The organism is Paraburkholderia sprentiae WSM5005 (assembly GCF_001865575.2).
In the GTDB taxonomy this organism is placed as follows: Bacteria; Pseudomonadota; Gammaproteobacteria; order Burkholderiales; family Burkholderiaceae; genus Paraburkholderia; species Paraburkholderia sprentiae.
Window position 1 is genome coordinate 737,270 of record NZ_CP017562.2, and the last position, 22,913, is coordinate 760,182.

Below are 22,913 nucleotides of genomic sequence, written 5' to 3' on the forward strand. Positions count from 1 at the left end.
GTTGTGCAACGCATGCGGCGCGAATTGCGCCGTACCGCCGTTGCGTGCGAAAGCCGGGTTCGCGGTAGCGCGTATTCGTTACGACGGCACGAACACGCCGATTGCCGCCAGCGCCATGGCGAGCGTTGCCAGCCAGCCTCCCCAGGCCAGTATGCCCTTGACGGCGAACTGTCCCATGACCCGCCGGCTTCGGGCCATCAACATCATGATGATCATGATCGGCACCGCGGTAACGCCATTGATCACCGCGCTCCAGTACAGCGCGCGGATCGGGTCGAAATGCATGAAGGTGATGGCCACACCGCCGAGGATAGCCAGGGCGATCACCGCATAAAATTGCCGCGCCAGCGTCAGATGCAACGCGAGACTGCTGCGCCAGCGAAAGCTGCCCGCCGCGGCGTAGGCGGCCGAGCCCGCGAGGACCGGAAGCGCGAGCAGGCCGGTGGCGACGATGCCGAGCGCAAACAGCATGTAAGCGAAACGCCCGGCAAAAGGCTCGAGCGCGCGAGCGGCATCAGCGGAGGTTTTGACATCGATGTGATGCGCATGAAGCGTTGCCGCCGCCGTCAACATGATGAAGAATGCGACGAAGTTGGAGACCCCCATGCCGACCCACGTATCGAAACGGATCCTTCGTAACTGTGCGGGCGCCTGGTACGGTACCTGACGCAACGGAGCCTGCCTCGGTGCCGAGCGCATTTCCTCGACTTCCTGCGACGCCTGCCAGAAGAACAGATATGGACTGATCGTCGTGCCCAGCACCGCGACGATCATGGTCAGATAGCCCGACGTGAGGGAAACGCGCGGCAAGACGATGGCGCGTGCAACCTCACTCCAGGAAATCGGAACGATGAATGCGACCGCGACGTACGCGAGCAGCGATAGGGCGGTCCACTTCAGCATGCGCGCATACGTGTCGTACGGGACAAAAATCTGCAGAACGACGGAAAAGACACCGAGGCCGACCACGTACACGTGCTGCGGCCCTGGCAGCAGCAAACCGACTGCGGCGCCCATCGCCGACAGATCAGCCGCGATGTTGATCACGTTTGCGATGACGAGCAGGGCGACCGCGCCGTACAGCAGCCATGGCGGGTAGTGCGCGCGCATGTTGGACGCGAGACCTTTGCCGGTCACCCGGCCGATCTGTGCGCTCACCAGTTGTATCGCGGTCATCAACGGATAGGTGATCAGGACCACCCACAGAAGGTTGAATCCGAACTGCGCGCCGGCCTGCGAATACGTGCCGATCCCGGACGGATCGTCATCCGCGGCGCCTGTGACGAGGCCAGGGCCTAGCCGTTTGATCCAGGATCGCTCGACGGGGTCGCGAACTTCCGATTCGGGCTCGATCAATTTTTCGTCGTTCATGTATGTCTCCTCGCGGCAACGTCAAGCAAATCGCGGGCCCGGTGTCCCTGCCAGCGTTGTCAGGCTTGGCAAGCGGGAGTCGGCTGCGGATAATGGACGCGCTTGACGGGCGATGCGCAGCCGCCAACCCGGCAACTCCGCGAGCGGCTCGGACAGCGCGAACAACGCATGTCGCCGGCCCCTGCGCCCGGCGGCTGTAGGACCAAAGTCCGATTGAGGCGGAATCGTTGCGTGTCATCATGGAAGTTTGGCGTTGAAGTGCTTCAGTGCCGGGGCATCGAGGCGAGCTTGCACCGGCCCAATCCGATAGAGGCAGGACGCATATGAGCCACTTTCTGGACAGGTTGCGTTACTTCACGGCCCCCCGTCCCCAGTTTTCGGATGGTCATGGTGCTGTCACAGACGAAGACCGGCAATGGGAGAATGCTTACCGCCAGCGCTGGCAGCACGACAAGATAGTTCGCTCAACTCATGGAGTGAATTGCACGGGGTCCTGCTCGTGGAAGATCTATGTGAAGGGCGGCATCGTCACGTGGGAAACGCAGCAGACGGACTATCCTCGCACCCGGCCGGACATGCCCAATCACGAGCCACGCGGATGCTCGCGCGGCGCATCCTATTCGTGGTACCTCTATAGCGCCAACCGCCTGAAATACCCGCTCGTGCGCAGTGCGCTCGTCAAGCTCTGGCGCGAGCGCCGCGTTTCGCTGGAACCGGTGCAAGCCTGGCAGTCGATCGTTACCGACGAGGCCGCGCGGCGCGGCTATCAGAGCCGCCGGGGCCTTGGCGGCTTCATTCGTTCCACATGGGACGAAGTCAACGAAATCGTCGCGGCCGCCAACGTCTATACGGTCAAACAGCATGGACCCGATCGGGTGGTCGGCTTTTCGCCGATCCCGGCGATGTCGATGGTCTCTTACGCGGCGGGTTCGCGTTACCTTTCGCTGATCGGCGGCGTTTGCCTGAGCTTCTACGATTGGTATTGCGATCTGCCGCCTGCGTCTCCGCAGACCTGGGGCGAGCAGACCGACGTGCCGGAATCGGCGGACTGGTACAACTCGACGTTCATCGTGATGTGGGGGTCGAACGTTCCGCAGACGCGCACGCCGGACGCGCATTTCATGACGGAAGTGCGCTACAAGGGCGCCAAGATCGTCTCCATCTTTCCCGACTACGCGGAAGGCGCCAAGTTCGGCGACATCTGGCTGCATCCGAAGCAAGGCACCGACGCGGCGCTCGCGCTCGCGATGGGCCACGTAATCCTGAAGGAATTCCACCTGACCGGCAAAAGCGACTACTTCGTCGACTACTGCCGGCGTTTCACCGACATGCCGTGTCTGGTGCGCCTCGTGCCGCACGGCGACGCCTATGTGCCCGAACGGCTCGTGCGCGCGTCGGACTTCGACGACGCGCTCGGTCAGGCCAATAATGCGGAATGGAAGACCGTGATGATCGACGCGGCGAGCAATGAATTCGTCGTGCCGCTCGGCTCCGTGGGCTTTCGCTGGGGACAAAAGGAAGGCGAGGACCAGGGCAAATGGAACCTGAAATCCGAAGCGGCCACAGGCGAGCCGCTCATGCCACGGCTTTCGCTCGCCAATGCGCATGATGACGTGGTCGCCGTGCTGTTTCCGTATTTCGGCAATATCGCGCACCCGCATTTCCATCACACCACGCATGGGTCGCAACTGTCGCGCAAGATCGGCGTGCGCAGGATCGCGACGCGGAATGGCGAGATGCTCGTCGCTACGGTCCACGACCTCTTCGTGGCCAACTATGGGCTCGACCAGGGGCTCGGCGGCGAGCACATCGCGAGGGACTACGACGACGATTTGCCGTACACGCCGGCATGGCAGGAAGCGATCACGGGTGTCAAGCGCGCGGATGTGATCTCGGTGGCGCGCCAGTTCGCGGAGAACGCGCATAAGACACAGGGCAAGTCGATGGTGATCATCGGCGCCGGGATCAATCACTGGTTCCACATGGACATGTCGTATCGCGCGATCATCAACATGCTGATCATGTGCGGCTGCGTCGGCAAGTCGGGCGGCGGCTGGTCACACTATGTCGGTCAGGAAAAATTGCGCCCGCAAACGGGTTGGACCGCGCTTGCCTTCGCGCTGGACTGGCATCGCCCGCCGCGCCATATGAACGCGACATCGTTCTTCTATGCGCATACCGACCAGTGGCGCTACGACCCGATGAACCCTACCGCACTGCTGTCGCCGCTGGCGGACGCGTCCCGCTTTCATGGCGCGCCGATCGACTACAACGTGCGCGCCGAGCGCATGGGGTGGCTGCCGTCCGCGCCGCAACTGGCCGTCAACCCGCTCGATTACGGGCGCGCGCTGAACGACCCGGCGCAAGCCGCGGCAACGGTCGTGCGCGATCTGAAGTCCGGCAGCCTGCGCATGGCCTGCGAGGACCCGGACCATCCCGACAATTTCCCGCGCAACCTGTTCGTCTGGCGCTCGAATCTGCTGGGTTCGTCGGGCAAGGGGCACGAATATTTTCTGAAGCATCTGCTCGGCACGATCAACGGCGTGCAGGGCGAAGAAGTGGTGAAGTCCGGCCATCCGCGTCCCGAAGAGATCGCCTGGCACGACGAGGCGCCGCGCGGCAAGCTGGACCTGCTCGTCACGCTCGATTTCCGCATGTCGACCACCTGCATGTATTCCGACGTCGTGCTGCCTACCGCGACGTGGTACGAAAAGGACGACATGAACACGTCGGACATGCACCCGTTCATTCACCCGCTGTCGGCGGCCGTCGATCCGGCCTGGCAGTCGAAAAGCGACTGGGAGATCTTCAAGGGCATCGCCAAGCGGTTCTCGGAGCTGAGCGAGGGCCACCTCGGCGTCGAACGCGACATCGTGCTCGCGCCGATCGCGCATGACAGCCCGGCCGAACTTGCCCAGCCGTTCGACGTGCAGGACTGGAAGCGCGGCGAATGCGAGCCGGTGCCCGGCAAGACCATGCCCTCGGTGCTGGTGGTCGAGCGCGACTACCCCGCCACGTACGCGAAGTTCACCTCGCTCGGACCGTTGATGGACAAACTCGGCAACGGCGGCAAAGGCGTCAGTTGGGATACGAAGGACGAGGTCGCGCTGCTCGGGGACCTCAACTACCGGGTCGCCGACGCGGGCTGCGCGAAGGGCCGTCCGCGCATCGACACGGCGCTCGACGCCGCCGAGGTCATTCTGTCGCTCGCGCCGGAGACCAACGGCGCGGTGGCCGTCAAGGCCTGGAGCGCGGTGACCGCGATGACCGGTATCGAACACGCGCATCTGGCCGATGCGCGTGCCGACGAAAAAATCCGCTTTCGCGACATCCAGGCCCAGCCGCGAAGATCATCTCGTCGCCGACCTGGAGCGGCATCGAATCGGAACACGTGTCGTACAACGCGGGTTATACCAACGTGCACGAGCTGATTCCGTGGCGTACGCTGAGCGGCCGCCAGCAGCTCTATCAGGATCATCTGTGGATGCGCGCGTTCGGCGAATCGTTGTGTGTCTACAAGCCGCCGATCGAAACCGGCAGCTACGAGCACATGGCAGGGGCGCGCTCGAACGGCAACCCAGAGATCGTGCTGAATTTCATTACGCCGCACCAGAAGTGGGGCATCCATAGCACCTACACCGACAACCTGCTGATGCTCACGCTGTCGCGCGGAGGGCCGATCGTATGGCTCTCGGAAGCCGATGCGCAGGCGATCGGGCTGGTCGATAACGACTGGATCGAGTGCTACAACGCGAACGGCGCCCTGTGCGCGCGCGCCGTGGTCAGCCAGCGGGTGCCGCGCGGCATGGTGATGATGTATCACGCCCAGGAGAAGATCGTGAACACGCCCGGCTCGGAAATCACCGGCACCCGCGGCGGCATTCACAATTCGGTCACCCGCGTGGCGCTGAAGCCGACGCATATGATCGGCGGCTATGCGCAGCTCGCGTATGGCTTCAACTACTACGGCACGGTGGGGTCCAACCGTGACGAGTTCCTGATCGTGCGCAAGATGAAGCACATCGACTGGCTCGACGACACGCCGCCTCTCACCATGAGCCCGCCCGTCCAGCCATTGCGGCAAGGAGAAGCATCATGAAAGTGCGCGCGCAGATCGCGATGGTGCTCAACCTCGACAAGTGCATTGGCTGCCATACGTGCTCGGTGACTTGCAAGAACGTCTGGACGAGCCGCGAGGGCATGGAATACGCGTGGTTCAACAACGTCGAGACCAAGCCCGGCATCGGCTATCCGAAGGACTGGGAGAACCAGGAGCGCTGGCGCGGCGGCTGGACGCGCCGCAGCGACGGCAAGATCGAGCCGCGCCTGGGCAACAAATGGCGGCTGCTTGCCCAGATCTTCGCCAATCCGCGTTTGCCGGAGATCGACGATTACTACGAGCCCTTCACCTTCGACTACGCGAACCTGCATGAGTCGGGCGATACGAAAGCCATGCCGGTCGCGCGGCCGCGCTCGCTGATCAGCGGCGAGCGGCTCGAGAAGATCGAATGGGGGCCGAACTGGGAGGAGATTCTCGGCGGCGAGTTCGAGAAGCGCTCGAAAGACTACAACTTCGAGAACGTGCAGAAGGACATCTACGGGCAGTTCGAAAACACCTTCATGATGTACCTGCCGCGCCTGTGCGAGCACTGCCTGAATCCGAGCTGTGTCGCGTCGTGCCCGTCGGGGTCGATTTACAAGCGCGAAGAGGACGGCATCGTGCTGATCGATCAGGACAAGTGCCGCGGCTGGCGCATGTGCGTGTCCGGCTGCCCGTACAAGAAGATCTACTTCAACTGGCAGACCGGCAAGGCGGAGAAGTGCATCTTCTGCTATCCGCGCATCGAAGTCGGGCAGCCGACGGTCTGCTCGGAAACCTGCGTCGGCCGCATCCGCTATCTGGGCGTGCTGCTTTACGATGCGGATCGCATCAGCGAGGCCGCCAGCGTCGAAGAGGAACACGATCTGTATGAAGCGCAGCTCTCGCTGTTTCTCGACCCGCACGATCCGCAGGTCGTCGCCCAGGCCGAGCGCGATGGCGTGCCGGCAGCGTGGATCGACGGTGCGCGGCGCTCGCCCGTCTACAAGATGGCGATCGACTGGAAAATCGCCTTTCCGCTGCATCCGGAATTCCGCACGCTGCCGATGGTGTGGTACGTGCCGCCGCTGTCGCCGATCAACGCGGCGGCCAACAGCGGCGAGCTCGGCATGAATGGATATCTGCCCGATGTCGACGCGCTGCGCATCCCGCTGCGTTATCTGGCCAACCTGTTGACCGCCGGCAAGGAAGAGCCCGTCAAGCTGGCGCTCGAACGGCTGCTGGCCATGCGCGCCTTCATGCGCGCCCGTCATGTCGACCAGCTCGAGGTGCCTGGCGTGCTGACCCAGGCCGGCTTGACGGTCGCCCAGGTCGAGGACATGTACCGCTATCTGGCGATCGCCAACTACGAAGACCGCTTCGTGATTCCGACCGCGCATCGCGAGTATGCGGAAGACGCGTTCGACCTGCGTTCGTCATGCGGCTTCTCGTTCGGCAACGGCTGTTCGGACGGCAAGTCGGAAGCGAGCCTGTTCAGCACGAAGAAGGGCCGTCGCACGATCCCCATCCGGCAGGAGCCTTGACATGAAATCGACTGGCGCGACACCGCCCGGAGTCGCTTACGCCGTGCTCGGCGCGTTGCTCGACTATCCGGACGAGCAGTTGCTGGCCGCGCTGCCCGAGGCGCGTCTACTGCTCGATGCCGAACGTGCGTTGACGCGCGAATCGAAGGCCGGACTCGAACGGTTCCTCGACTACTGCGAAGCGCGCGATCTGATGACGCTGCAGGAGAACTATGTCGCGCAGTTCGACCGGGGCAGGAACACGTCGCTGTATCTGTTCGAGCATGTGCATGGCGAATCGCGCGATCGCGGCCAGGCGATGATCGACCTGTTGCAGATGTACGAGCGGCACGGACTCTTTCTTGCGTCTGGCGAACTGCCCGACTATCTGCCGGTGTTCCTTGAATATCTGTCGCGCCTGCCGCGCGACGAAGCGCGTGCATTGCTCACGGAAACGGCGGAGATCCTGCAATCGATCGCGACTCAACTGACGAAGCGGGGCAGTGCCTACGGCTTCGTGGTCGGCGCGCTAGGGACACTCGCGGGCATCCGCGGTGCCGACACACCGCGCGAACTCAGCGAAGACGATGCGCGGTCGCCGCCTGGCCCGGCTGATTATCACGCGCTCGACGCGGCCTGGGTCGACGAGCCGGTGCGCTTCGGCGGCGCGCCCGCGCCGGCACAGGAGCCCATCCATTTTTACGACCGGCGTGCAGACGATGGCGCCCGCTCGACCCCGGCACCCAACCGCTCCCAGGAGAACCGGCATGGATGACTACTTCCATCAGTTCCTGTTCGGCATCTATCCGTACATCTGCCTCGTGGTGCTGTTGCTCGGCAGCCTGATCCGCTTCGACCGCGAGCAGTACACATGGAAGAGCGATTCATCGCAACTGCTGCGGCACGGTCAGCTGCGCCTCGGCAGCAACCTGTTCCACTGGGGCGTGATCGTGGTGGTGCTCGGCCATTTCATCGGGTTTCTCGCGCCGCACTGGCTGGTGGCGCCGATCCTGAGCGCTTCGGCTCACCAGCTCGCGGCGATGGTGGCCGGCGGCGTGTCGGGTGCCGTGGCCATCGTCGGCCTGACCATCCTGATTCATCGACGGCTGGTGGACACGCGCATTCGCCGCAACAGCCGCAGGTGGGACATCGCCATCGTGCTGATGCTGTGGGTGCAGCTCGCGCTCGGTCTCGGCACCGTCGCGCTGTCGATGCGCCACATGGACGGCGTGTTGTTCGAGCAACTGACCGACTATGTCAAAGGGATCGTCACGTTCCGGCCGGGCGTGGCGGGGCTGCTCGTCGGCGTGCCGCTGACCTATCAGCTACATATCGCGCTGGGCTTCACGATCTTCCTCGTCTCGCCGTTCACGCGGATGGTCCACATCTGGAGCGGGATCGCTTCGCTCGCCTATCTGATCCGTCCGTACCAGCTGGTACGCAAGCGTTGAGGCGGCCGCGATGAACACCATGCCGAGCTCCGGGCTCGCGGCAGGCACGGACGAAGACAGTAACGCGGCTGCCACGCTGAGCGTGAACGGCGTCGCCATCGATGCCGCGGCGCTCGCCGAGGAAGCGCGCCATCACGCCGACGCCGCCGATCCGCTCGCAGCCAGCCGGCGCGCGCTCGTGGTCCGGGAGTTGCTGAGGCAGCGCGCTCGCGCACTCGAACTGATCGAGGATGCCGTCGCGCTCGACGACGCCGCGCTCGATCGGCTGTTGCAACGCGAACTGTCGGTGCCGGCGGCGACCCGCGCGGACTGTGAGCGCTACTACGCGAGCCATGCATCGCGCTTTCGCCGCAACGAAATCGTCTACGCGAGCCACATCCTGTTCGCGGTGACCGCGCACACGCCGCTCGCGTTGATTCGCGGCAAGGCCGAAGCGACGCTGGGCGCGGTGCTCGCCGCACCGGATAGCTTCGAAGCCGTGGCCCGCGAGGTGTCGAACTGCCCGTCCGGCGCGGTGGGGGGCAGCCTTGGCCAGCTGCTGCGCGGCGACAGCGTGCCCGAGTTCGAGCGCGCGCTGTTCGACACCCAGGAGACCGGCCTGCTGCCTCGCCTCGTCAATACGCGGTTCGGCTTTCACATCGTGCGCATCGAGCGTCGCGTAGCCGGCGTGTCGGTGGCGTTCGAGGACGTCGAGGCGCAGATCGCGGAATTTCTCGACGAGCGCGTGCGGCACAAGGCGATGCAGCAGTACGTAACGATCCTCGCGTCGCGTGCCCGTATCGAAGGAATCGAACTGGGCGAGGCGAACGGACCGCTGGTTCAATAGACGACGGAGCTGGCATGAGTGTACAGAGTGGTACCGGTCGATCTGCCGTGGAGCCGGTCGTTTCGGCGAAGGCGTGGTCGGTCCTGTTCGCGAGCACCTTCGCATTTCTCGTCTGTTTCGTCGTCTGGATGATGTTCGGCGTGCTCGGCGTGCCGTTGCGCGACGAGCTGCAACTGAACAGCACCGAGTTCGGATTGCTGACATCGACGCCGGTGCTGACCGGGGCGTTGATGCGGCTGCCCCTCGGCACATGGACGGACCGTTTCGGCGGCCGTCTCGTGATGACTGTGCTGTTGGTCGTCTGCGCGGTGCCGGTGTATGTGGTCAGCTATGCGACGGCGCTCTGGCAGTTTCTGCTGATCGGGCTTTTTCTCGGCTGTGTCGGTGCGTCGTTCGCCGTGGGTACGCCGTATGTCGCGCGCTTTTTTCCGCCAGCGCGCCGCGGCTTCGCGATGGGTTTCTTCGGTGCGGGCACCGCGGGCGCCGCGGTCAACCTGTTCGTCACACCATCGTTGCAGGCGGCCTATGGCTGGCGTTTCGTGCCGCGTGTCTATGCGGTCGCGCTGCTCGTGACTGCCGTGATCTTCTGGTTTGCATCGGCGCCCGATCCGGGTGCGGGGCAAACGAAAGGTTCGTGGCTCGATGGGTTCAAGGTGCTGCGCAATCCGCACGTGTGGCGGTTGTGCCAGTACTACTCGATCACCTTTGGCGGCTTCACCGCGCTGTCGCTTTGGATTCCGCAATACCTGAAGGCGGAGTACGGGATGTCGCTGGTGATGGCATCCATGTTCGCCGCGGGATTCTCGTTGCCGGGGTCGGTGCTGCGAGCGGTAGGCGGGGCGCTGGCCGATCGCCTCGGTGCGCATAGCGTGACCTGGTGGGGACTATGGGTCGCGTGGATTTGCCTGTTTTTGCTCTCCTATCCGCCGACTGATTTCGTGATTCACACGATCGACGGCACCGCGAGCATTCACCTGCGGGTGTCTGTCTATATGTTTGTCGCACTGGCCTTCGTGCTCGGCGGGGTGTTCGCGTTTGGCATGGCCTCGACCTTCAAGTACGTGGCCGACGATTTCGCGGAGAACATGGGCGTCGTCACGGGGATTGTCGGGCTCGCGGGGGGCCTTGGCGGATTCCTGCTGCCGATTATCTTCGGCATCCTGCTGGATTTTTTCAGGGTGCGCTCTACCTGCTTCATGTTTCTTTACGGGATCGTATGGGTTTCGCTGATCCTGATCTACCTGTCGGAAGTACGCCGTACACCGGTCGCGGGCCCCGTGGGATAGCCGTGTATTTGCTGCGCGCAAGCTGTTGGCTGCGCATTTTTGCCGCTCGCCGGGACCGCCGCGCGGAAGTTGAGGCCGCAAACCGGCAGCACTGAGATTCGCGCTGGCCGCGGGTTCGCCCGCCGGCCTGTTGCTTCGCTAATGGAGGTGCCCCGATGAAACGCCGTGAACTGTTGGTTGCGCTGGCCGCAGGCGCGCTTGCCGAAAGTTCTATCAGCCTCGCGCAGGGGAGCGAGGCGCAATACACCAATGAGATTGCGCTGCCTAAGCCCAACGTCACAGGCACGGTCTCTCTCGAGGAAGCCATCGAGCGGCGCAGGTCCGTGCGCCGCTTCGCGCCAAAGCCGCTGCCTGTCGAGGCCATCGGCCAGTTGCTGTGGGCCGGGCAGGGCATTACCAGCCCGGACGGCAAGCGCGCGGCTCCATCGGCCGGTGCTTTATACGCGCTTGAACTTTACGTGGTGACCCCGACCGAGGTGATGCACTACCTGCCTCGAGACCACCGGGCCGAGACGCGAACCACGCCGGACCTGCGCCCCGGGCTGAGGTCGCTTGCGGTCGATCAGGCGTCGGTCGAGGCGGCTCCGGCCTTGCTCGTGGTGGCCGCCGAGCCGAGTCGGCTATCGCAGAGGTATGGCGCGAGAGCCAATCTGTATGCGGATCTCGAGGTCGGGCATGCGACCCAGAACATGCTGCTGCAGGCCGTCGCGCTGGGGCTCGTCGCCGTGACCGTGGGCGCCGTCGACGGGGCTCCGGCGGCGCGCAAGCTCGGCCTGCCTCACGGCCAGACCGTCGTTTATCTGATCCCGGTAGGCTTTGCGGCCTGAGTGGTTGGAGATGGGTCAAGCCTTGCCGTGGTCTACGGCTTGAGGGCTCGGACCTTGGGCAGTAGAGCGCCACGCGTTGGATTGCGCTCAATTTGCCGAACAACGGGGAGTAACGTATCGACACAGTCCAGCGCGTCCGCTAATCGCCCCAGCACGATGAGCGAGCGGGCCTTTTCGAGGCGACCGTGAAACACAGCGTCGCGCGGTCCGGCCGCTTCGAGCTGGTCGACGAGCTGTCCGATTTCGTCCTTGATGGGCATACAGTCGTTGGGCCATTGCGGGCCGATCCAGTTGCGTATTGCCCGCGTCAGCACCATGCAATCGTCGTATTCGCACCGCAAACTATCCATGACCGCCCTCAGCCATATTGCGCCCGGCTTAATCGGGCACACGCTCGGTTGTCCGCTCGATTAGGGGGCAAACACCCGATTGCCGCTGCGTACCCGTGAATAAGGCAAGCGGTGCGCCACGACTCGCTTGCGTCCGGCGAATACGGCGCAGTGACCGATATCGGCCTCGTGAACTCCGCTCTGCACGGTTGCTAGAGCGGGGCGCGACCATGTTCTCGCAATTCGGGCTCGAAGAAGATCCAGCGTGCGGACGGGAAGCGCGCCTTCAGATCGTTCTCGATTCGGTTGATGGTACGCACCAGCTCGCTGGCACTATCGTGTGGTTCGAGTTCGGCCTGAATCGCAATCACCAGATCCTCCGACCATTTCAATGCGATCAGGCTGACGATGCGCCGCACTTCGTTGCGCTCGCTCAGCCACGCGTGCATCTCTTCGCGTATGCGCTGGTGCGCCGATTCACCCACGAGAAGCGACTTGATCTCGCTCATCGAAAACAGAGCCGAGGCCATCAGTACCAGGCCGACGCCGATACTGCCGAGCGCATCGTAAAGCGGATTTCCGGTGAGGACGGTGATGCCGATCGCGATCACGGAGACGAACACGCCCGCTACCGCGGCGAGATCCTCGCTGACCGACAGCATCACGGACGGCCTGCCGCTTTCCTTGAACCAGGTCAACAGCCCCCTGGCGCGATGCCGCCGCTCGATCGTGCGAACGGAGGCTCGCAGAGCGAGTGCCTCGATCACGCCGGACACGCACAATACGCCGATCGCTAGCAGAGGTCGTTCGAGCGGCGAGTGATGCATGGCTCGAAAACCGCCGATCACGATCGACGCAACGCCGCCGAAGATGAACAATTGCATCGCCACCAGCATTCCATAGAAATAGATCTCGCGACCGAAGCCGAATGGATGTTGCTCGTCGGGCATGGCGCGCGCCGCACGATGACCGACGAGCAGGACGAGCTGGTTCAGGCAGTCCGCGCTGGAGTGGACGGCCTCGGCGAGTGCCGACCCCGAGTTGGTATAGAACGCGACGGCGAACTTGCAGGCGGCGACAGCGATATTCGAAGCGAGAGCGTAATAGACCGCGCGTGGCGCAGACGATGTGAGCCGCCCGGCCCCGGCCCTCATGACCTTTTCTCCTGTTTCACGGCGAAAGCGGGCGATTCCCGACCCCTCGGAGATCAACAGCAAGAAGCAGACCTTCAGACGCCGGTCGATTGCAACAGAGTCGAGGTGCTGAAGCGTCCGTTGCAGTGTGCGAGCTCGAGGTCGGGACGATGCGCTTGCCAGGCAGCGTGTTTCGGGATATTCACTGATGTGTTGCGCTACGCTTGGGCAAAGGCTCCTGAAATGAAACCTACCACTGCCGGGCATCAATCGAACCGGCCCACGTTGAGTACGGACAAATCCAGTCTGCGGGAAGCAACCGACGCGGTCGTGCGCTTCGTCGAGGAACTCCAGGCCGGCTGGGACCAGCATGACGCTGACCTGTCGAACCGCCACTTTGCCGCGGACATCATATGGGGCAGCCCGTTCGGTGCGTCTGTCGATGGCTATGCGGAGCTGCATCCGATCCATGCCCGTTTGAAGCGATCCGCAACGGGCGGCAATGCTTCCCGCTTCGAAATCGTCAGTGTCCGTGCGCCCGCTCTCGGCGTGGCCGTCGCACAGGTCCGGCGCGTCGCGCTCGGCCCGGACGGACAAACGATAGAACCGTCCGATGACCTTACGGCGTCGTTCTCCGAGATGGCACTTTACGTACTGGTATGCCGGGACGGCGTCTGGTGGGTCGCGGCAGGGCAGAACACACCCATTCGACCTGCCTGATAGCGCGAGCACGCATGCGGAACTCCCACAAGCCAGTAGCCGCCGGGCTCCCAGCCGCACTCGCGACGCCGACAATCAGCGGCTCCTTGCTCGCGCTGGTGTTCTGGTGGCCGTCACTGACACCCACGCTCATTCCGCGGTCGTGGGGAACGCAAACCGTGATCGGCGCGATCTGTCTGGCCACCGGCTATGGGATCGGTACATTGGCCGGCTGTGGGGTGCATCGGCTATTGGAGCGGTCGGGACGTTTGCCAGGCGGCGAGGCGCGCCGGAGCAGCTGGATCGTTCTGGCGGCTGCCTGGCTCATTGCGCTATTCATCGGCTCGAAGCTATGGCTTGGCTGGCAGAACGAGCAACGCAGCTTCATGGGAATGACGTCCATCGTCTGGTGGGACGGCGTGCTGATGGGCGTGCTCTCGCCGTTCGCCGCCGTGCTACTCGTGGTGGTCGGGCGGGTCATGGCCCGCGGGGTCGCCGCGGTGAAGCGGGTCATTCAGGGCCACGTGGCGTCGATCGTGTCGGTGCCGGCAACAACACTGCTCGTCATCGTGATTGGCATCACGCTTGGCCGCGGAGTCGCGCTTCCAGCCCTCGCCGCGGCCGCCAACTTCGTCCACGGACGGGCGAACGAAGACACGACTGAGGGCATCGCGGCGCCCGAGTCGTCAGCGGTGTCCGGCAGCAGCGGATCGTTGGTCGCATGGGACAGCTTGGGGCGCATGGGACGCGACTTCGCGGCAACGGCCACAAGCAGGCAGCAGCTCGCGATGTTCCATGGAACCGATGCGCGGCTCGTTGATCCAGTGAGAGTTTACGTAGGGGTGCGTTCCGCGGACTCCATCGAGCGGCGCGCGCAACTCGCGGTCCGCGAACTGGAGCGCGCGGGCGGATTCGACCGGAAACTGCTGATCGTGTGGGTGCCCACCGGCACGGGCTGGATCGTCCCCAAGGCCGCGACGTCCGTCGAGCAACTGCACCGTGGCGACACGGCGATCGTGGCGATCCAATACTCTTTCCTGCCCAGCCGGCTCGCCATCTTCATGGATGCCGGACTTGCTAACGAGGCGGGTATCGCTCTCTTCAACGCCGTTCGCGCCCGGTGGTCAAAGCTCCCGCCGCCAAGGCGGCCGAAGCTTGTCCTGTTCGGCAAGAGCCTCGGTGCCGCGGGGGTGGAGGCGCCGTTCGTGGGGGCCGACGCATCTGAGTCGGTGTCCAACATGGTGGCCCGCACGGATGGCGTGGTGATCGCGGGCGCCAAACAAAGCAATCCTATCCATGCGCAACTCACTCGCGAGCGCGATCCTGGGTCGCCCTTCTGGCAGCCGATCTTCAATGGGGGGCGCGCGGTACGGTTCTTGAACCGCGATCCCGATCAGATGAAACTGGACGCCAATTGGCCGGCGCCGCGAATCGTATACCTTCAGCATCCGGCCGATCCGGCCGTGTTCTGGAGTGCCAAGGCGTTCTGGTGGCCGCCAGAATGGCTCGCTCGGCCGCGCGGCTTCGACGTGCCTGACGCCATGCGCTGGTTTCCCATCGTCTCGGGCGTGCAGGCGGTGGCCGATCTGATTTTCCAGCTCGGCGTGCCGCCGGGTTTTGGTCACAACTATTCGTCGTTGGACTACGTCAGAGGATGGGCCAGCGTGATGCCTCCCGACGGTTGGACGGACGCCGACACCGATCGGCTGGCCCGGTTCATCGACCGGACCGCTGGCGACGAATCAGAGCCGTGAGCGAACTGAACGTGACCTCGCACGGCTCACTCGATCTGCCTGTACCGAGTGTCCCCGCGGACGAGCTGCAACTGTTTCGAAACGATAAGAAACTGTTCGTCACTGATCGTACACTCACGTTCGCCTATCTCGTACACAGCCACCACCTTGATCTTATTTCCGTTTCGCTCCTCAAAGGTAATCTGATAGACCCCGCGCCACATTGGTTCGCCATCCTCATATTTACCGATCTTCTCGGATGCGAGTCGCACCGCCCTGGTTTTCGTGGCGTCGAAATCCAGCGAGAGAATGTCAGTTTTTCTTAGCGCCATCTGGGCCACATAGGCCGGAAACTCGTCGCCGCATGGCGGATAGGGTCCGGGTTCCGCCAAACATAGCGCGGGAAGGGATAGCAGCAGGACTGCGAGAGCGCGTTTCATGGATTCGAAGGACCTCACTCTATCTGCTTGAACATTCTGTCGTTCTCGACTCTTGACAGTAAATGCTTCGAAACGACGAAGACCTCTACGGCACTCATCGAGCATTCAAATTCGCCAGCGTCGTTCACGGCAATCACCTTGACCTTGTTTCCGTTTTTTTCGTGGAAGGTGATGTGATAGACCTCACGCCACAACTGTTCGCCATCCTCAGCTTTTCCAATTTTCTCGGACGCCAATTGCACAGCCCGGGTCTTCGTATAGTCGATACTGCCAAGCATGCCCGCGTCTTTTAGGCCGTTTTCGGCGATGTTGGTCGGCCACCTGTCGCATGGCGGGTTCGGTCTGCCTTGCGCCAGGCATAGCGCGGGAAGGGATAGCAGCAGGACTGCAAGAGCGTGTTTCATGGATTCAAGGAACCTCACTCTATCTGCTTGAACACTCTGTCGGTGTCGCGTGATGGCAAATGACCCGAAACAATAAAGACGTCAACCCCACCTATCGAGCATTCAAATTCGCCTGCTCCTTCGTTCACAGCAATCACCTTGACCTTGTTTCCGTTTTTTTCGTGGAAGGTGATGTGATAGACCTCACGCCACATTTGTTCGCCATCCTCATATTTTCCTATTTTTTCGGACGCCAGTTGCACGGCTTCGGTTTTCGTATAGTCGATACTGCCAAGGATGCCAGCGCTTTTTAGTCTTCCTTCTGCGATGTTGGTCGGCCACCTGTCGCATGGCGGGTTCGGTCTGCCTTGCGCCAGGCATAACGCGGGAAGGGTTAGCAGCAGGACTGCAAGAGCGTGTTTCATGGATGTTCCACCCTAAGCATTCTGTCGCCATGGATCATGAAGCCGTCGCGCCCGCCCACGCTCGTTCCCGCAACGGGGTTGAGCCGCATCGAATACCGTCCAGTTTTGGGATGCGGAAACGGTGCCGTAATTTCATACCGGCCAACGGGGATCGGGCTTTTGTCGCGAATATACTGGCTACTGTGTCTGTCCTTGTGCTCGCCCTTACCGGAATATCCGGTATCTGTGATGTATTCGTCGTCGCGGTACAACTTGTGACTTTCATGCTTGTAAACCCACACCTCTGTTTTTTCTCATTTGTTCTACGAACCAACGATTACACCAAATCAGCTGGCTGCATGCAATTTTCAGGATAAGCGCCGGTACCGCAGACGACGAATCGGAGCCGTGACCGAGCCGAAGGCGAACAGAGCAGCACAAGACGCGCGGAATGGCGTCATCGCAAAGTTCGAAGCGATGGCTCGCCACGTGACTATCGAACCTTGCTAAATGCCCCGACGTGCACTAAAAAACAGCTACTTACTTCGCATGTACGATGGCGGCCCGGCCAATGCAATGGGCGTCTTCACCCCAGCGAGCGCGACAGTCCATGAGTCTCCTTGAACTCAGAGGCGTTTCCCGACATTTCGGCGCCATTCAGGCCCTGACCGACATGACGCTCAGTCTGGAGCCGGGCCAGGTGGTCGGGCTCATGGGCGATAACGGGGCCGGGAAATCGACATTGGTGAAGGTCGTCGCTGGCAACTTTCCGCCTTCGCACGGCGAGATTCTCATCGACGGAAAGCCCGTGCATTTCAACAAGCCGGTCGATGCCCGCGCGCGCGGCATCGAGGTCGTCTATCAGGATCTCGCACTTTGCGACAACCTGACGGCAGCCGCCAATGTCTTCCTTGGCCGCGAACTGCGGATCGGGTTCGGGCCTGTTCGTGTGCTCGATCACGCGAGCATGTATCGGCGCGCCGGTGAACTGTTCAAGGCGCTCAAGTCGGAAACGCGCCCGCGCGACCTCGTCCGGCAAATGTCCGGGGGACAGCGGCAGGCCGTGGCCATCGCGCGCACGCGCCTGTCGGAAGCGCGGCTCGTCCTCATGGACGAGCCGACCGCCGCGATCTCTGTGCGCCAGGTCGCCGAGGTGCTCGATCTGATCAAACGCCTGTCCGAACACGGTATTGCGGTCATCCTCATCAGCCACCGCATGCCTGACGTATTCGCCGTCGCTCACCGCGTGGTCGTGATGCGGCGCGGGCGCAAGGTGGCCGACAAGGACACCGAAGCGTCCTCCCCGGAAGAAGTGACCGGTCTTATCACAGGAGCCATCGCCGCCGCGTGAACCTGCCTCGCACGGAGACCCACCATTGAACGACGCGCCGCGAAAGCCCCCTCCAATGCCGCCATTGCTCGATGATCCACAGTCCGCGAGGACGCATACCCGCTGGTCGGGGCTGCTCGCGAGCCAGGTGTTCTGGGTCGTGCTGGCAACGATCGTCGCCTGCGTCGCGCTGTCTTTTGCGACCTCGACCTTCGCGACCTCCGAGAATCTGTTCAACGTCACACGGAACTTCGCCTTCGTCGCCATCGTCGCGCTCGGCATGATGGCGGTGATCGTCACGGGCGGCATCGACATTTCGGTCGGCTCGACGATCGGCATCAGCGGCATCGTGCTTTCGGTCGTCATGAACGCGGGCTACCCGATCTGGGCCGGTATCGGCATGGGACTCCTGACCGCCGGGCTCGTCGGCCTAGTCAACGGCGTGCTCATTGCGTATCTCGGCATGCAGCCTTTCGTCGTGACGCTTGCCATGCTCAGCGTCGGGCGCAGCCTCGCGCTCGTGATTTCCCGCAGCCGGACCATTTTCGAATTCGGCCCCGACGGCAGCAAGCTCCTCGCTCTCGGCGGCGGCGCGACGCTGGGCGTTGCTAATCCAGTCTGGTTCCTGATCCTGCTTGGACTGCTGTTCTGGTTCGCGTTCGGCTGGACGCGCTGGGGCCGCTACGTCTTCGCGATCGGCGGCAACCGTCATGCGGCGAATCTGACCGGCGTGCCCGTGCGCCGCATCATCTGCTCCGTCTATGTGCTCGGCGGGCTCATGGCGGGCGTCGCGGCGATCCTCGAAGTCGGCTGGCTAGGCGCGGTGACCACAGGCCTCGGTACCGGCGACGAGCTGCGCGTGATCGCCGCCACCGTGGTCGGCGGGACCAATCTGGCCGGCGGGGTCGGCAGTGCCTTCGGAACGATCGTCGGCGCGGCGCTCATCGAAGTGATCCGCAACAGCCTGATCCTGCTCGGCGTCGATGCGTTCTGGCAAGGGACCGTCGTCGGCACCTTCATCATCGTCGCGGTGCTCTTTAACCGGCTCGGCGGCGAGCGGCAAGGCGATTGAAATGGCTTCGAATGCACCGGCCGCTTCGCGGCAGGGCAGACATGGGCACCGGTAAGCCGGCGCCGAACAGGAGGGAACGATGAAGAAACTGTGGATGTGTCTTGCCGTGGCCGGGGGCCTCGCGATGCTGGCGTCTGCGAGCTTCGCAGCCGATAAGACCCTCGCGCTGGTGGTGAAGGGTCTCGACAACCCCTACTTCGACCTCATGCATCAAGGATGCGAACGGGCCAACAAGGAACTCAACAAGCAGGGCTACAACTGCTACTACACCGGCCCCGCGACCGCCGCGGACGAGAGCGCGCAAGTGCAGATCATCGACGACCTGCTGAGCAAAGGCGTCGCGAGCATGGCGATCTCGCCCGCGAACGCGCCTGCCGTCGCCGAGGTACTGCGCCGCCGCGGCGGATCGGTCCCGGTCATCACCGCGGATGCCGATTTACTGCCCAAGGACGCCTCGCTGCGCAAGAGCTACGTCGGCACCGACAACTACGAACTGGGCACCAAGCTCGGCGAGCAGTTGAAGATGCTGATGCCGAAGGGTGGCAATGTCTGCCTCGTGATGGGCAATCCGGCGGCGGAGAACATCAACCAGCGGGCCCAGGGCGCGCGCGACGCGCTCTCTGGCAAGAAAGGCATCGCGAAGCTTGCGGGCGAGAACGGCTGGCACGAGATCAATGGCTGTCCGCTCTATGTGAACGACGACGCCGCCAAGGCGAACCAGATGATGCAGGACACGCTGACCGCCCACCCTACCGGTCTCGACGCCTTTCTGTTCGCGGGTGGCTGGCCGCTCTTTGCGCCGCAGGCTTTTTCGCAGGTCGTCGCGCCGATCATGGACAAGATCAAGAACGGCAAGTTCGTGATCGTCTCGGCGGATACGCTCGGGCCCGAACTGCAAGCGCTGAAGGAGCGCAAGGTGAATGTGCTCGTCGGTCAGCGGCCCGAGGAAATGGGCTACCGTGCCGCGATGGTCATGCGTGATCTCGCGCAAGGAAAGTCGGTGCCTCCGGTGATTCATACGGGACTCGACGTGTGCACGTGGAAGAACGCCGACACTTGCCTGAAGCATTGATATTGGGCTACGAAAAATCAGCCTAACTTTAAAACCGCTTTCGCGAATATCACGATTGCTTTACAAAAACGCCGGTTCGATCCTGGCATGGGCAAGGATATTCGCTGGTTTTATTCGTCTAATAAAACGCCCTTTAACAATAATAAATCGCGATAGAACGATTCAATGTTCCGCCAACGTTTGCGCACTGGGCGCACGGCTGGGTGCACGGGTTAACCAAGGCTCCAGTTCATCAAGTTCGCCGCCGTAAATGCATATGCAACCCGCATCAGTTGGCAGGACGCGGGCGCATGCCGTCGCGTGACTCGGGCATCACGAACGCGATCGTCCGCATTTAGTTGTCTCTCCGTTGAAAATGGAAGCGAAAGATGATTCTGAATAATCTGTCTGTCAAGACAAAACTCACGGCGGCTTTCGGGGCATTGGCCGTCGTCGTACTGATCGTCTCGGGACTATCTCTGTGGGAGCTCAACGACGCGAACGACCGCTTTGCCGGCTATATCAGTGGCATCAACGCCCGAGCCACAGCGGGTGAAGCGGTTCGCACTGCTGTCGATGATCGCGCCATGGCCGTGCGCAATCTGGTGCTGGTCACCACGCCCGCCGACATCGAGCTTGAAAAGGCCGCTGTCGACGACGCTGAACATGAAGTCGAGACCAGGTTGGAGAAGTTTAACGCCATGGTCGCTGGCGCGACCGACATCACCGACAAGGCACGTGGTCTCGCGGCCGAACTGCCGCGAATCGAAGCGCTGTACCGTCCGGTGGCCCTGGAAATTGATAGGCTCGCCGTCAGTAATCAACGCGACGCGGCGATTGCGGAGATCAACACGAAGTGCAAGCCATTGCTTTCGGCTTTCATCAAGGCGTCCAACGAATACCAGGCTGTTACCCACGAACGTGCGGCACAAATGGTCCAGCAATCAAGGGAGCAGTCCGCGACTCAACGGAATCTGCTGATCGCGATCTGTGTGGCCGCGGTCGCGATGGCGGTCGTGGCTGGGGTAGTCATCACGCGAGGCCTGCTGCGCGCCTTGGGCGCCGAGCCAACTGCGCTGGGCGAAGTGAGTCGGCGCGTGGCTGACGGCGATCTGAGCCCGGTGCCGGGGGCGAAGAATGCGCGGGCCGGAAGTGTGCTCGCCTCGATGAGCGAGATGCAGGCCAGCCTCGTGCGCCTGATCGGTCAGGTTCGTACTTCCGCCGACAGCATCGCCACCGGTTCGAGCCAGATCGCGTCGGGCAATGTGGATCTTTCGTCGCGCACGGAACAGCAGGCCGCATCACTGCAGGAAACCGCCGCGAGCATGGAAGAGCTGACCGCCACCGTGAAGCAGAACGCCGAGAGCGCGCAGCAGGCGAGCTCGCTGTCGGCCAACGCATCCGAAGTGGCGGGGCGGGGCAATCAGGTCGTTGGCAAAGTGGTCGACACGATGAGCGAGATCAGCACGAGCTCCACCAGGATCGCGGATATCACCGGGATCATCGAAGGCATAGCCTTCCAGACCAACATCCTCGCACTGAATGCGGCGGTGGAGGCAGCCCGTGCGGGCGAGCAGGGGCGTGGCTTCGCAGTGGTCGCGAGTGAAGTGCGCAGCCTCGCTCAGCGGTCCTCCAGTGCCGCCAAGGAGATCAAGGATTTGATCAACGCGTCCGTTCGGAAGATCCAGGACGGGTCGTCGCTGGCCAACGAGGCGGGAAAGACGATGGCGGAGGTGACCCAGGCCGTGGCGCGCGTGACCGACATCATGGGGGAAATCGCAGCCGCGTCGACCGAGCAAAGCCGCGGGATCGAGCAGGTCAATCAGGCGATCACGCAGATGGACGAAGTGACCCAGCAGAATGCCGCGCTGGTGGAGGAAGCGGCGGCCGCGTCGAAATCGCTCGAGGATCAGGGCCGGCAGTTGAACCAGGCGGTTTCGTTCTTCCGTCTGGATGCCCAGGGCGCAGCCGATGCAACGGGTGAATCTGCCGCTCCGGCAAACCTGCCGGTATCCCGCGTGCGGACCGCAAGGCCAGCACACCGGACTATCGCAGCGCCCGCCAGGCCGGTCGCCGTTACGGCTCAGTGATCGGGCAACTAAGGGGGGGCGCTTGCGTGCCTCGCCAAACATGCGCTTCAGAGTCTCTGCCTGCCGCAGGCGGGCACGGTCAGAAGTTGTATTGAAAATATAGCTGGCTGAAATTGATACCGGGGTTCGGCTCCTTGATACCGCCATTGGAGACATGCTGAAACCGGTAGCCTGCAAGATATTGCTGATGCTCGCCGAACTGCAGGCCGATGCCCGCCATGTCGGCGAACTGGAACGCGGTGCTGAGCGTGAGGTCGGACGAGATCCGGGGGCTCGTCAGCAAGCGGACGCCGGCGCCCACCTCCACGAACGGCCGCACCGGACCGGACGACTTAATGAAGCGGATGACCGGGGTCACGCCAAACTCGCCAATGTCCTGGTGAACGTTGCCCTCATTGGTGTGCCACCAGGCCACGTGCGCTTCTCCGATCAGTGCGAAATGCCAGTCGCCGATCGGCCACCAGGTGAGGTTCGGATCCCACACCATGCCCAGATCGAGCTTTTTGATGTGATGGTCGCCCGCGCCGCCAGCCACCCGAATACCGAACTGATCCGCCGTGGCCGCGCCCGCTGCGCCGAGCAGGAAAGCGGCGAACAGGGCATTGAGAGCAAGCCGATGCGAAGCAGTGGTTTTATTCTTCGCATCGCTCCCGTTGGCCGATGTCTGGATGATTGAAGGAGGGCGAAGGGCGGCGACTTCTCTCGCTTTGAACGTCACGCCAGCTAGCATGATGCGGTCGTCTTTGTGGTGCGGAAGTGGTCGAATTCATCCATCGCGGCATGGCCGCGCCGGTTCGGCTCGAGTGGTCCAGCTTCGAGCAGGCTTTCAAGCACTTCAACGGGTTTCTGGTAGCACATGCCGTCCCCCCGGGTTCAGGCATCGGGCT

Annotated in this window: 18 protein-coding genes and 1 pseudogene; 12 read left to right on the forward strand and 7 right to left on the reverse strand. The window is 62.9% G+C overall.

What is annotated here, in order from left to right; translation table 11 throughout:
• Window positions 1–78: 78 nt before the first annotated feature.
• On the reverse strand, window positions 79–1,371 hold the full coding sequence (locus BJG93_RS20105) for an NRAMP family divalent metal transporter (protein WP_027196046.1): 1,293 nt from the start codon (window positions 1,369–1,371) through the stop codon (window positions 79–81).
• 323 nt (window positions 1,372–1,694) lie between these two features.
• Between BJG93_RS20105 and BJG93_RS20110 the strand changes: the two are divergent.
• The 7 genes and pseudogenes from BJG93_RS20110 to BJG93_RS20140 all read left to right on the forward strand — a co-directional run bounded on the left by BJG93_RS20110 (window position 1,695) and on the right by BJG93_RS20140 (window position 11,362).
• Window positions 1,695–5,470, forward strand: a pseudogene (locus tag BJG93_RS20110) (nitrate reductase subunit alpha).
• Entirely contained in the window at window positions 5,467–6,993 is a 1,527-nt protein-coding gene (narH, locus tag BJG93_RS20115) for a nitrate reductase subunit beta (RefSeq protein ID WP_027196047.1), read from the forward strand. Before BJG93_RS20110 ends, narH begins: the two are co-directional and overlap by 4 nt.
• Before the next feature lies 1 nt (window position 6,994).
• Complete coding sequence (gene narJ, locus BJG93_RS20120) at window positions 6,995–7,747, forward strand: nitrate reductase molybdenum cofactor assembly chaperone (RefSeq protein ID WP_051374291.1); 753 nt, start codon at window positions 6,995–6,997, stop codon at window positions 7,745–7,747.
• A complete protein-coding gene (gene narI, locus BJG93_RS20125; RefSeq protein WP_027196048.1) occupies window positions 7,740–8,423 on the forward strand; it encodes a respiratory nitrate reductase subunit gamma in 684 nt (227 codons plus the stop codon). The genes narJ and narI overlap by 8 nt, the downstream gene beginning before the upstream one ends.
• Window positions 8,424–8,442: 19 nt before the next feature.
• Window positions 8,443–9,249: a peptidylprolyl isomerase gene (locus tag BJG93_RS20130; protein WP_154671782.1), complete on the forward strand. Its 807-nt coding sequence runs from the start codon at window positions 8,443–8,445 to the stop codon at window positions 9,247–9,249.
• A 14-nt stretch (window positions 9,250–9,263) separates the two neighbouring features.
• Window positions 9,264–10,535 (forward strand): MFS transporter, encoded by a 1,272-nt coding sequence (locus BJG93_RS20135; protein WP_027196050.1) that lies wholly within the window; start codon window positions 9,264–9,266, stop codon window positions 10,533–10,535.
• A gap of 155 nt (window positions 10,536–10,690) precedes the next feature.
• A complete protein-coding gene (locus BJG93_RS20140) occupies window positions 10,691–11,362 on the forward strand; it encodes a SagB/ThcOx family dehydrogenase (RefSeq protein ID WP_027196051.1) in 672 nt (223 codons plus the stop codon).
• A 32-nt stretch (window positions 11,363–11,394) separates the two neighbouring features.
• Here BJG93_RS20140 and BJG93_RS20145 read toward each other — a convergent pair whose 3' ends face one another.
• Complete coding sequence (locus BJG93_RS20145; RefSeq protein ID WP_051374340.1) at window positions 11,395–11,712, reverse strand: hypothetical protein; 318 nt, start codon at window positions 11,710–11,712, stop codon at window positions 11,395–11,397.
• Window positions 11,713–11,903: 191 nt separating this feature from the next.
• Window positions 11,904–13,421, reverse strand: coding sequence for a cation diffusion facilitator family transporter (locus tag BJG93_RS20150; protein ID WP_231337570.1), 1,518 nt, complete (start codon window positions 13,419–13,421; stop codon window positions 11,904–11,906).
• 209 nt (window positions 13,422–13,630) lie between these two features.
• Here BJG93_RS20150 and BJG93_RS20155 point away from each other — a divergent pair, with 209 nt between their 5' ends.
• Window positions 13,631–15,277 carry an alpha/beta-hydrolase family protein gene (locus BJG93_RS20155; protein WP_034478245.1) on the forward strand — a complete coding sequence of 549 codons (1,647 nt, stop codon included), beginning with the start codon at window positions 13,631–13,633 and terminating at the stop codon, window positions 15,275–15,277.
• A 26-nt stretch (window positions 15,278–15,303) separates the two neighbouring features.
• Here the strand turns inward: BJG93_RS20155 and BJG93_RS20160 are convergent, their stop codons facing one another.
• Genes BJG93_RS20160 through BJG93_RS20170 form a run of 3 tightly spaced genes read right to left on the reverse strand, consistent with a single transcriptional unit; the run spans window position 15,304 to window position 16,504 of the window.
• Window positions 15,304–15,696: a hypothetical protein gene (locus BJG93_RS20160; RefSeq protein ID WP_027196055.1), complete on the reverse strand. Its 393-nt coding sequence runs from the start codon at window positions 15,694–15,696 to the stop codon at window positions 15,304–15,306.
• A gap of 14 nt (window positions 15,697–15,710) precedes the next feature.
• Entirely contained in the window at window positions 15,711–16,100 is a 390-nt protein-coding gene (locus BJG93_RS20165) for a hypothetical protein (RefSeq protein ID WP_027196056.1), read from the reverse strand.
• A 14-nt stretch (window positions 16,101–16,114) separates the two neighbouring features.
• Window positions 16,115–16,504 carry a hypothetical protein gene (locus BJG93_RS20170; RefSeq protein WP_027196057.1) on the reverse strand — a complete coding sequence of 130 codons (390 nt, stop codon included), beginning with the start codon at window positions 16,502–16,504 and terminating at the stop codon, window positions 16,115–16,117.
• A 589-nt stretch (window positions 16,505–17,093) separates the two neighbouring features.
• On the opposite strand from BJG93_RS20170, the gene BJG93_RS20180 reads away from it, so the two are divergent.
• The 4 genes from BJG93_RS20180 to BJG93_RS20195 all read left to right on the forward strand — a co-directional run bounded on the left by BJG93_RS20180 (window position 17,094) and on the right by BJG93_RS20195 (window position 22,026).
• Entirely contained in the window at window positions 17,094–17,834 is a 741-nt protein-coding gene (locus tag BJG93_RS20180) for an ATP-binding cassette domain-containing protein (protein WP_027196058.1), read from the forward strand.
• 55 nt (window positions 17,835–17,889) lie between these two features.
• Window positions 17,890–18,885: an ABC transporter permease gene (locus BJG93_RS20185; RefSeq protein WP_027196059.1), complete on the forward strand. Its 996-nt coding sequence runs from the start codon at window positions 17,890–17,892 to the stop codon at window positions 18,883–18,885.
• 79 nt (window positions 18,886–18,964) lie between these two features.
• Window positions 18,965–19,957 (forward strand): sugar-binding protein, encoded by a 993-nt coding sequence (locus BJG93_RS20190; RefSeq protein ID WP_027196060.1) that lies wholly within the window; start codon window positions 18,965–18,967, stop codon window positions 19,955–19,957.
• A 368-nt stretch (window positions 19,958–20,325) separates the two neighbouring features.
• Window positions 20,326–22,026: a methyl-accepting chemotaxis protein gene (locus BJG93_RS20195; RefSeq protein WP_027196061.1), complete on the forward strand. Its 1,701-nt coding sequence runs from the start codon at window positions 20,326–20,328 to the stop codon at window positions 22,024–22,026.
• 79 nt (window positions 22,027–22,105) lie between these two features.
• Here the strand turns inward: BJG93_RS20195 and BJG93_RS20200 are convergent, their stop codons facing one another.
• Window positions 22,106–22,756 (reverse strand): acyloxyacyl hydrolase, encoded by a 651-nt coding sequence (locus BJG93_RS20200; RefSeq protein WP_082194546.1) that lies wholly within the window; start codon window positions 22,754–22,756, stop codon window positions 22,106–22,108.
• Window positions 22,757–22,913 lie beyond the last annotated feature (157 nt).

Bases quoted from the DNA above. Each gene is read 5' to 3' on its own strand.
- BJG93_RS20105 (WP_027196046.1), bottom strand. From the start codon at position 1,371: ATGAACGACGAAAAATTGATCGAGCCCGAATCGGAAGTTCGCGACCCC.
- narH (WP_027196047.1), top strand. From the start codon at position 5,467: ATGAAAGTGCGCGCGCAGATCGCGATGGTGCTCAACCTCGACAAGTGC.
- narJ (WP_051374291.1), top strand. From the start codon at position 6,995: ATGAAATCGACTGGCGCGACACCGCCCGGAGTCGCTTACGCCGTGCTC.
- narI (WP_027196048.1), top strand. From the start codon at position 7,740: ATGGATGACTACTTCCATCAGTTCCTGTTCGGCATCTATCCGTACATC.
- BJG93_RS20130 (WP_154671782.1), top strand. From the start codon at position 8,443: ATGCCGAGCTCCGGGCTCGCGGCAGGCACGGACGAAGACAGTAACGCG.
- BJG93_RS20135 (WP_027196050.1), top strand. From the start codon at position 9,264: ATGAGTGTACAGAGTGGTACCGGTCGATCTGCCGTGGAGCCGGTCGTT.
- BJG93_RS20140 (WP_027196051.1), top strand. From the start codon at position 10,691: ATGAAACGCCGTGAACTGTTGGTTGCGCTGGCCGCAGGCGCGCTTGCC.
- BJG93_RS20145 (WP_051374340.1), bottom strand. From the start codon at position 11,712: ATGGATAGTTTGCGGTGCGAATACGACGATTGCATGGTGCTGACGCGG.
- BJG93_RS20160 (WP_027196055.1), bottom strand. From the start codon at position 15,696: ATGAAACGCGCTCTCGCAGTCCTGCTGCTATCCCTTCCCGCGCTATGT.
- BJG93_RS20165 (WP_027196056.1), bottom strand. From the start codon at position 16,100: ATGAAACACGCTCTTGCAGTCCTGCTGCTATCCCTTCCCGCGCTATGC.
- BJG93_RS20170 (WP_027196057.1), bottom strand. From the start codon at position 16,504: ATGAAACACGCTCTTGCAGTCCTGCTGCTAACCCTTCCCGCGTTATGC.
- BJG93_RS20180 (WP_027196058.1), top strand. From the start codon at position 17,094: ATGAGTCTCCTTGAACTCAGAGGCGTTTCCCGACATTTCGGCGCCATT.
- BJG93_RS20185 (WP_027196059.1), top strand. From the start codon at position 17,890: ATGCCGCCATTGCTCGATGATCCACAGTCCGCGAGGACGCATACCCGC.
- BJG93_RS20190 (WP_027196060.1), top strand. From the start codon at position 18,965: ATGAAGAAACTGTGGATGTGTCTTGCCGTGGCCGGGGGCCTCGCGATG.
- BJG93_RS20195 (WP_027196061.1), top strand. From the start codon at position 20,326: ATGATTCTGAATAATCTGTCTGTCAAGACAAAACTCACGGCGGCTTTC.
- BJG93_RS20200 (WP_082194546.1), bottom strand. From the start codon at position 22,756: ATGCTAGCTGGCGTGACGTTCAAAGCGAGAGAAGTCGCCGCCCTTCGC.